We start from the raw sequence: 14,110 nt of genomic DNA, 5'->3' as shown, positions 1-14,110 counted from the left end.
TATATGAAGATATCAGTGATTATTCCTTGTTTTAATCAAGGAAAATATTTGGCTGAAACATTAGATTCTGTAGTAATGCAAACCTTTTCTGATTGGGAATGTATTATCATAAATGATGGTTCGATTGATAATTCTGAAAACGTGGCTTTATCCTATGTGGAAAAGGACCCTCGTTTTCATTATATATGTCAAAAAAATCAAGGAGTATGTATAGCCAGAAATAGAGGTATAGCAATGGCACAAGGAGAGTACATCTTATGCCTTGATGGTGATGATAAAATATCTCGTAATTTTTTGGAATGTATGTATCCTATTTTGGATGAAGAACAATCTGTGAAGGTGGTAACAAGTACTGTTGTGCAATTTGGTAAAATCCATCGTGTGATACCATCAACTGATTACTCTTTAGAAAAGTTAATGGGGCGAAATCTATTTGTGATTACGTCTATGTTCCGTAAAGTTGATTTTGAAAAAACGGAAGGTTTTAACGAAAATATGGCAAAGGGCTTAGAGGACTGGGATTTTTGGTTGTCTATGTTAGAGTTTGGTGGTGAAGTTGTTTGTGCAAAGCAGGCTATTTTTTACTATAGAATCAGAGGCTATTCTAGAAATAAAAGTATTTCTGAAGATTATTATTCATTATTACGTAAAACTATATACGAGAATCATAAACACTTATTTTCTACCGTTTTCTTTAATCCGAAGTATTCATTTGAGTATTATTTGATTGCAAAATCTTATGAATATAAGTTAGGTAAGTTATTATTTAGACCAATACGTTTTTTATATGATCTTTTTTAAAGTAAAAACTCGTAATCTGGTTTTTTCTTTTATTTTTCTAAGCCTATTAATTGTATCAGATCTATTATTATTTTCCAGATATTCAAATTGGGGAATAAAAACAGATTCTATTTGGCTTTTTATTGCAATCATAGATGTAGTATTACTTTTTATGCTTATTTCTTTTTTTCGATTTAAAAGAATAGTAAACCCATCTTCTGTATATCTTGTTTTTGTAGGACTATTTGCATATAGTGTATTACCACTATCAGAGAATATTCGCTTCTCGAATGAGTTGCTCTTGATAATATTATGTGGTGTAGCAGCTTATTTTGTAGGTGTATTTTGTTTGCCTCAAATACACATTATTACTTTCCCGGTTTTTACAAACAGGACAAAAAGAATCTTTTATTACATTCTATGTGTACTAACTTTTTCTTGTTTTATTTATGAGATCAAAAATGTTGGTTACATACCTATCTTTGTGATAGGACAAAGTTTAGATATTTATGGAGAAGTTGGTGAATCTAACTCCGTTTTACATACATTTGTTTTATTGACTCCTATATTATTCTATTGGTCTCTCATCTTAGCGAAAGAGGGAATTATACAGACACGAATTAGAAATTGTATTGTTTCTTTTTTGCTGTTTGTATTTGTTAATAATTTTGGTCGTACTTCTCTTTTGATGTTTATAATAACAGGATTGATATATTTAGAATTTTATACAAAATTAAGTGCCCCAAAGTTTATTAGTATAATTTTTTTGTTTATCAGTTTATTCATTATTATGGGTAATGTGAGGTCTGGAAGTACTTTTGATGGAATAAATAAAGTGCTTAGGAGAATAGGAAATACCCAATATGAAACATCTATTTTAGAATCTTATCTAATATCATATTCTTCTGTTAATTTCTATAAGATGAATGATGTAATACAACAAAAAGAAGTATTGAATTACTCTTCTAATGGTAGAAATTCATTAAAGCCAATAGTTAAACTATTGAATATAAGTGAACCATTGGATAATGTCGCAGAGTTTCAAACACAACAAAATTTATCTACTTATATCGCAGATCCATATCTTGATTTTGGATATGCAGGGGTTGTTGTTCTTAATTGTTTATATGGAATGATTGCTGTTATGTTATTCGAAAGGTATGAGAAAAAGAATTGTCCGGAATACATAATCTCATGGGGGGTAGTTGTCTTTTGTATATTGATGGGGTGTTTTTTTAATGCGTTCAATACGATGTTGGTATGGGTAATATATATATGTAATAAAATATTGCTAAAACGATGATAACAGTTTGTATGGCTACCTATAATGGAGAGAAATATATTGAAGAACAATTAGAATCAGTACTAATGCAATTGCATTCCAATGATGAAGTTATTATTTCTGATGATGGTTCTGGCGACAGTACAGTAGACTTGATTCGAACCTTCAATGACCCTCGAATAAGGCTTTTAGTCGGTAATAATTTCTTTTCTCCTATCCAAAACTTTGAAAATGCCTTAAAATATGCAAAAGGCGATTATATATTTTTATGTGATCAAGATGATGTTTGGCTTCCCGATAAAGTAGAAAGTATGCTGCAATATTTGCTTCAATATGATTTGGTTGTGTCGGATTGTAAGGTGGTGGATGCGGAATTGAATGTAATTTCTCAGTCTTTTTTTATGGGGCGTTTGTCAGGAAAAGGTTTTTGGAAGAATTTAATTAAGAACACTTATTTGGGGTGCTGTATGGCATTTAGAAAAGAAGTATTAGGTTATATATTACCTTTTCCTAGAAATATAGCGATGCATGATATATGGATAGGATTATCTGTTGAAATGCATAGTAACTCTTTTTTTCTGCCTCGCCAACTAATACTATATCGAAGACATGGCTCAAATGTTAGTTTTGGAGGGGAAGGAAGTAAATACTCATTAATGTATAAGATAAAGTATCGGTTGTGTATGCTTTTTTATTTATTAAAACGAAAATATTTGAATAAATGAGTTTCTCTTTAGTTACAGTAACTTACAATAGCGCACAGACACTACGTGATACTATAACTTCTGTATTATCACAAACTCATCAAGCTATAGAGTACATAATAATAGATGGTTTTTCGAAAGATAACACAGTGGCGATTATAAAAGAGTATGAACCATTGTTTAATGGACGTCTGAAGTGGGTTAGTGAAAAAGACGATGGCTTGTATGATGCGATGAATAAAGGTTTTCAAATGGCAACAGGAGATGTGATTGGGATTATTAATTCTGATGATTTAATATCTGATCCTAATGCAATAGAAAAAGTGATAAAATGCTTTGAATCAGATAATTCTATTGATGCTGTTTATGCTGATTTATATTATGTTGCTCAAAACGATATATCTAAAATAGTTCGGTATTGGAAATCAGGAAGCCAACGTCCTTTCAGTAAAGGGTGGCATCCAGCTCATCCTACATTTTATGTGAAGAGAGAAGTATATCAGAGATATGGGTTGTTCGATTTAGATTTTAAGTTCGCAGCAGATTTTGAGTTGATGCTTCGTTTGATTGATAAAGAGCATATCAAATTATATTATCTTCCTGAACCTTTAGTCAGGATGCGATTAGGGGGAACTACAAGTAAGAATCTATCTAATATTAGAAAAGGAAATCTTGAATGCATAAATGCTTTTAAAAAGAACGGGATAAAAGTGAGTATGCTATATCCTTTATATCGTTTATTACCCAAAATCAAGCAATATTTTCAATAATATAATCAATGAATCTTCTTTTTACTGGCGCTTCCGGTTTTTTGGGCACAATATCTATCCTTTACTAAAAGAAAAGTACAACTTAGAAACTATTGGCTTAACTCTTCTGGATAATTATACTATAAATTTAGTGTCGGATATTCCTAAACTGGACATCAAGTACGATGTTGTACTCCATGCTGCAGGAAAAGCTCATACGATACCTGAAAATGAACAGGAAAAACAAGCCTTTTTTGATGTAAATCTTCAAGGTACTAAGAATTTATGCACTGCTTTAGAGAATAGTGGTATTCCTAAAGCTTTTATTTTTATAAGTACCGTTGCTGTTTATGGTTGTGATTCGGGTGAGAATATCACGGAAGAGCATCCTTTAAATGGAACGACTCCTTATGCTTTGAGTAAGATTAAGGCTGAGAAATACCTGGAAGGATGGTGTGCTATGTATAATGTAAAGTTAAGTATACTCCGTCCTTCATTGATTGCCGGACCTAATCCTCCGGGAAATTTAGGAGCGATGATTCATGGGATTAAAACTAATAAGTATCTGAGTATTGCAGGAGGAAAAGCAAGAAAGAGTGTTCTGATGGTTCAGGATATTGCAAATCTTCTTCCTATGTTAATAGAAAAGGGTGGAATATATAATGTTTGTGACAGTTACCAGCCGAGTTTTCGTGAGTTGGAGATGGTGATATGTAAGCAATTGAATAAAAAAACACCAATATCTATTCCTTATTGGTTGGCTAAAAGTATGGCTGTAATGGGCGACTGTCTGGGAGCAAAAGCTCCGATTAATTCTTTGAAACTTCGCAAAATCACAAGCTCTTTGACCTTTAGTAATGAAAAGGCAGTACGAGAACTTGGATGGAAACCTATGAATGTTTTAGAGAATTTTCGAATAGAATAGAATAGGATAGAAGAAAGTGTGGTGAATATTCTTCTTTCGATAATAGGGCTTTTGATGGGATTGGCAGCTTTAGGCTTTTTAGGGCTTCAGTTTTGGTTTCATTTAATAGACAAGAATGAATAATTTATGTATTATTTGATGATTTTAGTTCTGCTATTCTTAGTAGAACTTCTTTATTTTCGTATCGCTGATAAATGTAACATTATCGATAAACCTAACGAGCGTAGTTCGCACACCCGGATCACGCTGCGGGGTGGGGGAATTATCTTTTATTTGGGGGCGTTGGTTTATTTTCTGACAAACCATTTTGAATATCCCTGGTTCATATTGGCCTTGACCTTGATTACTTTTATCAGTTTTGTGGATGATATCCGTTCTACCTCGCAAGGATTGCGTTTAGTCTTTCATTTTACGGCAATGGCTTTAATGTTCTATCAATGGGGATTGTTCAGTTTGCCTTGGTGGACGGTCTTTGTTGCCCTGATTGTTTGTACGGGAATTATTAATGCTTATAACTTTATGGACGGGATTAATGGCATAACAGGAGGTTATTCTTTAATTGTATTACTTGCTTTAGCCTTTGTCAATATGCAAATGGTTCGTTTTGTGGAAGGGGATCTTATATACACTATGCTTTGTGCGGTGTTGGTGTTTAATTTTTTCAATTTTCGCAAGAAAGCAAAATGCTTTGCCGGAGATGTCGGATCGGTCAGTATTGCTTTCGTTGTTCTTTTTTTGGTAGGCAAACTAATAATTCGGACAGAGAATTTCAGTTGGATCGTTTTGCTTGCGGTGTATGGAGTAGACAGTGTACTGACTATTATTCATCGGCTTATGTTACATGAAAATATTGGTTTGCCGCATCGCAAGCATCTATACCAGTTGATGGCAAATGAATTGAAAATTCCACATGTGGTGGTCTCATTGATTTATATGATGTCACAAGCTGTAATTATAGTTGGCTATCTGTTAATTCCCGGCAATGGTTATTGCTATTTGATGGGAGCAATCATCGTATTAAGTGTAGTGTATGTCTTGTTTATGAAGAAATATTTCCACCTGCATCAGATGACAGAATGATGCTTCGGTGGCAAGTCTGATGAAAAAAGCCTCCCGGTCATCCTTTTTTAAAGGTGACCGGGAGTTTTTTTATAAGCATTCATTCCCTGTCAACCAAAAAATCTTATTAACTTTGCGGGTCACTTTTGAAAACATAAAAAACTTAATGATATGAATATCTCTTATAATTGGCTGAAAGAGTATGTCAATTTCGATCTGACGCCCGATGAAGTGGCGGCTGCGCTGACTTCTATCGGACTGGAAACAGGTGGAGTGGAAGAAGTTCAAACGATTAAAGGCGGACTGGAAGGCCTCGTGATTGGCGAAGTGCTGACTTGCGTTGAACATCCGAATTCAGACCATTTACACATCACAACCGTAAATTTGGGTAACGGCGAACCTACTCAGATTGTGTGCGGAGCACCTAATGTCGCTGCCGGACAAAAAGTAGTTGTTGCCACTCTGGGCACGAAGCTTTATGATGGTGACGAATGTTTTACGATCAAGAAGTCGAAGATTCGTGGTGTAGAGTCTATTGGTATGATTTGTGCTGAGGACGAAATTGGTATCGGAACATCACATGACGGCATCATTGTATTGCCAGAAGACGCAGTGCCGGGAACACTTGCCAAAGATTATTATAATGTAAAGAGCGACTATGTACTTGAAGTAGATATTACTCCGAACCGTGCGGATGCTTGTTCACACTATGGAGTGGCGCGTGACTTGTATGCTTATCTGATACAGAATGGTAAACAAGCTGTATTAACCAAGCCGTCTGTCGATGCTTTTGCTGTCGAAAATCATGATCTGGATATCAAGGTAACTGTGGAAAACAGTGAAGCATGTCCTCGTTATGCAGGCGTTACTGTGAAGGGCGTTACAGTAAAAGAGAGCCCGGAATGGTTGCAGAATAAGTTGCGTATCATCGGATTGCGGCCTATTAATAATGTAGTGGATATTACTAACTACATTGTTCATGCTTTCGGGCAGCCGCTTCACTGCTTTGATGCGGACAAAATAAAAGGTGGCGAAGTGATTGTGAAAACAATGCCGGAGGGTACACCGTTTGTTACACTGGACGGAGTAGAACGTAAGTTGAATGAACGTGACCTGATGATTTGCAACAAAGAAGACGCCATGTGTATTGCAGGTGTTTTCGGAGGTCTTGATTCCGGTTCTACAGAGGCCACAACGGATGTGTTTATCGAAAGTGCTTATTTTCATCCGACATGGGTACGTAAGACTGCCCGTCGCCATGGTCTGAATACAGATGCTTCTTTCCGTTTCGAAAGAGGTATTGATCCGAATATCACTATCTACTGTCTGAAACTGGCAGCCATGATGGTGAAAGAACTCGCCGGAGGTACCATTTCTTCGGAGATTAAAGATATCTGTGCTGCTCCTGCACAGGATTTTATTGTCGAGTTGACTTACGAAAAGGTACACAGCCTGATTGGTAAAGTGATTCCGGTAGAGACGATTAAGAGCATTGTTGCCAGTCTTGAAATGAAAATCATGAACGAGACAGCCGAAGGACTGACATTGGCAGTACCTCCTTATCGGGTAGATGTACAGCGTGATTGTGATGTAATCGAAGATATCCTGCGTATCTACGGATACAATAATGTGGAAATTCCATCGACTTTGAAGTCGAGTCTGACTACTAAAGGAGATTGTGACAAGTCGAATAAGTTACAGAATCTGGTAGCCGAACAACTGGTTGGTTGCGGTTTCAACGAAATACTGAATAACTCTTTGACTCGGGCAGCCTATTACGATGGTGTGGAAACTTATGCTGCCAAGAATCTGGTGATGCTGTTGAATCCTTTGAGTGCAGACTTGAATTGTATGCGTCAGACATTGTTGTTCGGTGGCTTGGAAAGCATTGCTCACAATGCAAACCGTAAGAATGCCGACTTGAAATTCTTTGAATTCGGTAACTGTTATCACTTTGATGCAGAAAAGAAGAATCCGGAAAAGGTATTGGCTCCTTATTCAGAAGACTACCATTTGGGCTTGTGGGTAACCGGTAAGATGGTATCAAACTCTTGGGCACATGCAGATGAAAACAGTTCTGTGTATGAACTGAAAGCTTACGTAGAGAATATTCTCAAACGTTTGGGACTGGAATTGCATACACTGGTGGTGGGTAACCTGAGTGACGATATTTATTCTACAGCCTTGACTGTGAACACAAAAGGTGGCAAGAGACTGGCTACGTTCGGTGTAATTACCAGGAAACTGCTGAAAGCTTTTGATATCGATAATGAAGTTTATTATGCAGAGCTGAACTGGAAAGAGTTGATGAAAGCCATCCGTTCAGTGAAAGTAAGCTATAAAGAGATCTCTAAGTTCCCGGCCGTAAAACGTGACTTGGCTCTGTTACTGGATAAGAAAGTACAGTTTGCCGAGATCGAGAAGATAGCTTATGAAACGGAGAAAAAGCTTCTGAAAGAAGTTTCTTTATTCGATGTTTATGAAGGCAAGAATCTTGAAGCCGGTAAGAAATCGTATGCTGTCAGCTTCCTGCTTCAGGACGAGAGTCAGACTCTGAACGATAAAATGATTGATAAAATCATGTCGAAACTGGTGAAGAACCTTGAAGATAAACTGGGAGCAAAGCTCAGATAATACGGAACATAAAAATAACAATTAAATAATTAATAAAACTCACGCTCGCTTTTTCTATCGGGATAGGGGAGGCGGGGTGAGGCAAATATTTTAAACCAATGGGAAGAGCGTTCGAATATAGAAAAGCTACCAAGCTGAAAAGATGGGGCAACATGGCCCGTACATTTACGAGAATCGGTAAACAAATTGCTATCGCTGTAAAAGCCGGTGGTCCCGATCCTGAAAACAACCCGCATCTGCGTGCAGTAGTTGCCACTGCCAAACGTGAGAACATGCCGAAGGATAACGTGGAACGCGCTATCAAGAATGCAATGGGCAAGGACCAAAAGGACTACAAAGAGATGAATTATGAAGGTTACGGTCCGTTTGGTATTGCAGTATTTGTAGAAACTGCTACAGACAATACGACCCGTACTGTGGCTAACGTTCGCAGTGTCTTCAATAAGTTTGGCGGAACATTGGGTACTTCGGGTAGCCTTGATTTTATGTTCAGCTGGAAGTCAATGTTCACTATCACAAAGAAAGAAGGTGTGGACATGGATGATCTGATTCTGGAACTGATTGATTACGGAGTAGAAGAAGAATATGATGAAGATGGTGATGAAATCACACTTTACGGTGATCCGAAGTCATTTGCCCAGATTCAGAAATATCTTGAAGAGAATGGTTTCGAAGTGAAGGGTGCTGAGTTTACCCGTATTCCGAATGATGAAAAGGACCTGACTCCGGAACAACGTGCCACGATCGATAAGATGGTAGAGCGTCTGGAAGAAGATGAAGATGTACAGAATGTGTACACAAACATGAAACCTGCTGAGGACGAAGGCGAAGAATAATGAAATACGTTTATAAAACCAAGGGCACTTGCAGCACGAACATTGAACTGGATGTTGAGAATGGCATCGTGAAGGAAATTGCTTTTTGGGGTGGATGTAACGGCAACCTGCAGGGCATTTCACGTTTGGTGACGGGAATGCCTGTGTCAGAGGTGATCACGAGACTTGAAGGGGTCCGTTGCGGGACTCGTTCTACTTCATGTCCCGACCAACTATGCCGTGCTTTGCACGAGATGGGTTTCTAAAAAACAAAGTCTGTATTCGGGGTAAACAGAGCCTTTGTCAACTACGAACGTAGCTTCTGTTTGCACCATTTAAAGGCTCTATTTAAAAATAAGAGGGTGTCCGAAAAGGGTACCCTCTAACTTTTTTCTTTTTTTGTGATTTATCCAACAACTTATAAAAATGCCCCTCATGAAACTCAATTTTCTCCCTTTATCAGTCTTATAATCCTTTCCATCCCTCCCTTTCTTAGCCTTTTTCTGCTTGCAGATCATTTTTCCGATGTTAAATGCAATAGCCAATATTCCAAAGTCCATGACAATCTTCTCCAAGCCTTTATGCCTGAACCTCTTGTACTCTTTATTCCATTTTATTTGCCCGAAGACCGCTTCCACCTCCACCGGTCTTTTGCTCCTATGTTCAAGCCCTTTTGATGAAGTGAGTTTCTCACGTGCCAGTTGCTTGTACCGCCTTAATTTATGATTCACCTTGATCTCCCTGTTTCCTCTCCCTTTGTGACATTTATTTTGTAGGGGACATCCCTGACAGTTCTTAGCACGGTAAACACTTATTTCACTTTCATATCCATTATCATTGACAGCCTTTATCGTGTAGGCAAATTTCATATACTGTCCCATCGGACATACAAAGTAATCTTCCGGTTCGTTATAATACAAATTATCTTGTTTGGAGATGTCACATTTCCATTTTTTTGTTTGTTCCATATGAAAATAATTATATTTCACATAAGCGCTTATACCGAAGCGTTCCATAAACTCATAATTTTCCTCACTTCCATATCCGGCATCCGCACAAACCTCTTTCATGAACCGGCAGTATCTCATCCGGCCATACAATAGAAATGAAATCAACGTCAACGTATCACCCGGATTGTGATAGAAAGCATAGTTTGTTATGAACTGGTTTTCCGTGGATATCTGTAGATTATATCCCGGTTTAAGCTGACCGTTCCTCATGTGGTCTTCTTTCATGCGCATAAAAGTCGCATCAGGATCTGTTTTGGAATAGCTGTTTCTTTCCCCCATTATTTCCAAGTGTTTCTCATATTCCTGCAGCTTAGGTAAGTACTCCTCATTAAGCTTTTTAATCTGACGAAGTTCACGTTTATTGCGGTTCTCCAGATTAATGGCATCTATTTTTTCTTTCAGAGCATGGCTGTCAATAGGAAGAGTTGATTCTCCAGGAGCGGTGTTGTCACCGAGAATACCCTCATCAATTTGAGAAAGTATACATTGAATCTTATTTTCCAGACGATCCTTATACTTTTCCACACTTTTGCGCCAGACGAAAGTATAACGGTTGGCTGCCGACTCCATCTTGGTCCCGTCGATATATTGTTTTTCCAGGCTGATATATCCCAACTCAACAAGCATGAGCACAATCTGAGTGAACAAACTGTGGATACAACTCTTCAAACGCTTGCTGCGGAAATCATTGATGGTACGGAAGTCGGGAGTGGACTTGCCCGAAAGCCACATGTAAAGGATGTTCTCCTGAAGTAGACGTGCTATCTTACGACAAGAGTACACATTGTTCAGGTAGGCGAAGAACAACACTTTCAAAAGCATGCGGGGATAATAAGCAGGACAACCACCACCCTTATAAGTAGATAACAACGGACTGATGTCAAGCTTATCAACAATCTGGTTGACAAGCCGGACCGGAGCATCCGAAGAAATATTTTCATCAAGACGGCAAGGAAATAAGGAATCCATACCTTGAGAATACTCCTTAAATTGTATATTTGCACTATCGATTAACATGCTCTAAGATAAACATTTTAGAGCAAATTAAAAAGTCCGAGCTTGGGAAAGTTCGGACTTTTACATAAAAAAAGAGGGTACCCTTTTCGGACACCCTCTTATTTTTAAATAGAATACAGCTTCTTATTTATACATCTCGGGAGTAACTGTTACCTGCATCAGCTCTTCTTGCGTTTTACCTGACAGATAAATATATTTAATCGTCACATCTGATTCTCTGTACACTTTCATCTCTTCAGTGTTCTTTATAGTTTCCGGGAGCGTTTCTTCAAGTGATTTCTTTAATTGTTCCGACATGGTAGGATCGTCAGCCTGTCCGCTCAGGGTATAGAAATAGGTAAATGTATTGTCTTTGCCCGAATAAGTGGTACTGTCCATTCTTGTCATTTCATCTACAGTGATAGGGCACTGTTTGTTTACTTGTTCAGAAGCCAGTTCGAAAACCTTTTGTTTAGCTTGTTGGCAAGAAGCCAGCGTGAAAAGAACAGCGCAAGCTCCGAGAATGATTTTTTTCATTTGCTTAATCTTTTTAATGTGTGAATATGGAACAAAGATAGTTGTTAAAAGTGAACCGAACAAGGTTCTTGCTTGTTATTAATAGCTATCTTTGTAGATACATTCTGTAAATTAGAGGAAAAACAAGAGACATGACATCCTTATGAAAAATATTTTTAAAGATTTGAGAAGTAAAGACCACAAACGCTATCTGGGAGGTTTGGACGTCTTCAGATATATTGGTCCCGGTTTATTGGTTACTGTAGGTTTTATTGATCCGGGCAACTGGGCTTCTAATTTTGCAGCAGGTTCAGAATTTGGTTACTCACTGTTGTGGGTGGTCACGCTGTCCACCATCATGCTGATCGTATTGCAGCATAATGTTGCCCACTTGGGGATTGTGACCGGACTTTGCCTTTCGGAGGCTGCCACACAGTATACTCCTAAGTGGGTATCACGCCCTATTCTGGGTACAGCCGTACTCGCTTCCATCTCCACATCGCTGGCCGAAATACTGGGAGGGGCTATCGCTCTGGAGATGCTGCTTGATATTCCCATTATCTGGGGAGCGGTGCTGACAACTGTTTTTGTATCCATTATGCTTTTTACAAATTCATATAAGAAAATCGAACGCTCTATTATCGCTTTTGTATCGGTGATCGGGCTGTCGTTCATTTATGAACTTTTTCTGGTAGACATTGACTGGCCTATGGCAATCGAAGGTTGGGTGACACCGTCTATACCCAAAGGAAGTATGCTTATCATTATGAGTGTATTGGGAGCGGTGGTGATGCCTCATAATCTTTTCCTCCATTCGGAGGTGATTCAAAGCCACGAATATAACAAGCAAGATGATGCATCTATAAAAAAGGTATTAAAGTATGAACTGTTTGATACCCTCTTTTCCATGATTGTGGGATGGGCCATCAACAGTGCTATGATTCTGCTGGCAGCCGCTACTTTCTTTAAAAGCGGTATCCAGGTGGAAGAATTGCAACAGGCAAAGTCATTGCTTGAACCCTTGCTTGGTAGCAATGCAGCCATTGTTTTTGCTCTGGCATTACTTATGGCAGGTATCTCGTCTACAATCACCAGCGGGATGGCAGCCGGATCTATTTTTGCCGGTATTTTTGGTGAATCTTATCACATCAAGGACAGCCACTCTCAGGTAGGAGTCATTTTATCGTTGGGCATTGCGTTGCTGTTGATCTTCTTTATCGGTGATCCGTTTAAGGGGTTGATCATTTCCCAGATGGTGCTGAGTATCCAGCTTCCGTTTACCGTTTTCTTACAGGTAGGTCTGACCTCTTCGCGTAAGGTGATGGGAGATTATGTAAACAGCAGATGGAGCACGTTTGTGCTTTATGCCATTGCTGCGATAGTGACTGTATTGAATATCATGTTGTTGTTCTCATAAAATATAGACGATGAAAATTATAACTTATAACGTGAACGGACTTCGTGCCGCGGTGAATAAAGGGTTGCCCGAATGGTTGGCAGAAGAGAATCCCGATGTGCTTTGTTTGCAGGAAACCAAATTGCAACCCGACCAATATCCGGCAGAGGCATTCGAGGCGCTTGGATATAAAGCATATCTTTACTCTGCACAGAAGAAAGGGTATAGCGGAGTGGCCATATTGACCAAAATCGAGCCCGACCACATCGAATATGGGATGGGTATCGAAGAGTATGATAATGAAGGGCGTTTTATCCGTGCGGATTTTGGCGACTTGTCGGTGGTAAGTGTTTATCATCCTTCGGGTACGAGCGGAGATGAACGTCAGGCTTTTAAGATGGTTTGGCTTGAAGCGTTCCAAAAGTATGTGACCGAACTGCGAAAATCCCGTCCGAATCTGATTCTTTGCGGGGATTATAATATTTGTCATGAACCCATCGATATTCATGATCCTGTACGTAATGCCACCAACAGTGGTTTCTTGCCTGAAGAACGGGAATGGATGACTCGCTTCCTGTCCGCAGGGTTTATCGACTCCTTCCGCACGCTTTATCCCGAAAAGCAAGAGTACACCTGGTGGAGTTATCGTTTCAACTCACGCGCTAAGAACAAGGGGTGGAGAATTGATTATTGTATGGTAAGCGAACCGGTGCGCTCTTTATTGAAAGAGGCCGTTATCTTGAACAATGCCGTTCATTCCGACCATTGTCCGATGGCATTGGAAGTCGGCTGAATTATTCGAGAATGGTGATACTCAGTTTGCGTCTGTCTCCTCCGTCACGGAACTCACATAGGTAAATGCCCTGCCAGGTTCCGAGGTTGAGCCGGTGGTTTCGGATGGGAATGGTGACCGATGTTCCTATTAATGATGCCTTAATGTGTGCGCTCATATCATCCGGTCCTTCTTCGGTATGGATGAAGTAAGGTGCCCCATCGGGTACCAGTTTGTTGAAAAACGTATTAAAATCATGGCGCACGTCCGGATCTGTATTCTCGTTGATGGTGATGCCTGCCGAGGTGTGTTTGATGAACACGACCAACAGTCCGTTTTCCGGTAATTCAGGGATAAGGGAGAGGACGTCATGAGTGATCAGATGAAAGCCGCGCGGATAGTGCGGCAGTCGTATGTCGAAGGTTGTTGCCATAAAAATCATTGGTTAGTTGCCGGCAAAGATACTTTTTTA

At 39.0% G+C, this 14,110-nt stretch carries 13 protein-coding genes and 1 pseudogene; 11 read left to right on the top strand and 3 right to left on the bottom strand.

What is annotated here, in order from left to right:
• Positions 1–3 precede the first annotated feature (3 nt).
• The 9 genes and pseudogenes from DBK98_RS16775 (at position 4) to DBK98_RS16735 (ending at position 9,214) form a co-directional block, all read left to right on the top strand.
• Complete coding sequence (locus DBK98_RS16775) at positions 4–801, top strand: glycosyltransferase family A protein (protein WP_005806501.1); 798 nt, start codon at positions 4–6, stop codon at positions 799–801.
• On the top strand, positions 788–2,083 hold the full coding sequence (locus DBK98_RS16770) for an O-antigen polymerase (protein ID WP_022010999.1): 1,296 nt from the start codon (positions 788–790) through the stop codon (positions 2,081–2,083). Before DBK98_RS16775 ends, DBK98_RS16770 begins: the two co-directional genes overlap by 14 nt.
• Positions 2,080–2,787 (top strand): glycosyltransferase family 2 protein, encoded by a 708-nt coding sequence (locus DBK98_RS16765; RefSeq protein ID WP_005806496.1) that lies wholly within the window; start codon positions 2,080–2,082, stop codon positions 2,785–2,787. The genes DBK98_RS16770 and DBK98_RS16765 overlap by 4 nt, the downstream gene beginning before the upstream one ends.
• Positions 2,784–3,536: a glycosyltransferase family 2 protein gene (locus DBK98_RS16760; RefSeq protein ID WP_005806493.1), complete on the top strand. Its 753-nt coding sequence runs from the start codon at positions 2,784–2,786 to the stop codon at positions 3,534–3,536. The genes DBK98_RS16765 and DBK98_RS16760 overlap by 4 nt, the downstream gene beginning before the upstream one ends.
• 8 nt (positions 3,537–3,544) lie before the next feature.
• Positions 3,545–4,440: pseudogene (locus DBK98_RS16755) on the top strand (NAD-dependent epimerase/dehydratase family protein).
• A gap of 126 nt (positions 4,441–4,566) precedes the next feature.
• Positions 4,567–5,520 (top strand): glycosyltransferase family 4 protein, encoded by a 954-nt coding sequence (locus DBK98_RS16750; RefSeq protein WP_005806487.1) that lies wholly within the window; start codon positions 4,567–4,569, stop codon positions 5,518–5,520.
• Between the two features lie 150 nt (positions 5,521–5,670).
• On the top strand, positions 5,671–8,133 hold the full coding sequence (pheT, locus tag DBK98_RS16745) for a phenylalanine--tRNA ligase subunit beta (RefSeq protein ID WP_032536618.1): 2,463 nt from the start codon (positions 5,671–5,673) through the stop codon (positions 8,131–8,133).
• A gap of 98 nt (positions 8,134–8,231) precedes the next feature.
• The gene (locus DBK98_RS16740; protein WP_005778114.1) at positions 8,232–8,969 is read left to right on the top strand and encodes a YebC/PmpR family DNA-binding transcriptional regulator; all 738 of its coding nucleotides are present in this window, start codon (positions 8,232–8,234) and stop codon (positions 8,967–8,969) included.
• The gene (locus tag DBK98_RS16735; protein WP_005778113.1) at positions 8,969–9,214 is read left to right on the top strand and encodes a TIGR03905 family TSCPD domain-containing protein; all 246 of its coding nucleotides are present in this window, start codon (positions 8,969–8,971) and stop codon (positions 9,212–9,214) included. Before DBK98_RS16740 ends, DBK98_RS16735 begins: the two co-directional genes overlap by 1 nt.
• Positions 9,215–9,292: 78 nt before the next feature.
• On the opposite strand, the gene DBK98_RS16730 is transcribed toward DBK98_RS16735, so the two are convergent.
• A complete protein-coding gene (locus tag DBK98_RS16730; protein WP_033572490.1) occupies positions 9,293–10,975 on the bottom strand; it encodes an IS1182 family transposase in 1,683 nt (560 codons plus the stop codon).
• A gap of 123 nt (positions 10,976–11,098) precedes the next feature.
• Positions 11,099–11,491: a hypothetical protein gene (locus DBK98_RS16725; protein WP_005778111.1), complete on the bottom strand. Its 393-nt coding sequence runs from the start codon at positions 11,489–11,491 to the stop codon at positions 11,099–11,101.
• Between the two features lie 142 nt (positions 11,492–11,633).
• Between DBK98_RS16725 and DBK98_RS16720 the strand changes: the two genes are divergently transcribed.
• On the top strand, positions 11,634–12,887 hold the full coding sequence (locus tag DBK98_RS16720) for an Nramp family divalent metal transporter (RefSeq protein ID WP_005806476.1): 1,254 nt from the start codon (positions 11,634–11,636) through the stop codon (positions 12,885–12,887).
• Between the two features lie 10 nt (positions 12,888–12,897).
• Positions 12,898–13,659, top strand: coding sequence for an exodeoxyribonuclease III (locus DBK98_RS16715; RefSeq protein WP_005778108.1), 762 nt, complete (start codon positions 12,898–12,900; stop codon positions 13,657–13,659).
• Position 13,660: 1 nt separating this feature from the next.
• Here the strand turns inward: DBK98_RS16715 and DBK98_RS16710 are convergent, their stop codons facing one another.
• Entirely contained in the window at positions 13,661–14,071 is a 411-nt protein-coding gene (locus tag DBK98_RS16710; RefSeq protein ID WP_032536724.1) for a secondary thiamine-phosphate synthase enzyme YjbQ, read from the bottom strand.
• Positions 14,072–14,110 lie beyond the last annotated feature (39 nt).

The organism is Bacteroides sp. PHL 2737, from assembly GCF_004115325.2.
Lineage (GTDB): Bacteria > Bacteroidota > Bacteroidia > Bacteroidales > Bacteroidaceae > Bacteroides > Bacteroides hominis.
Note: the sequence above shows the minus strand (reverse complement) of the source record. Positions and strands in the feature narration are given on the sequence as shown.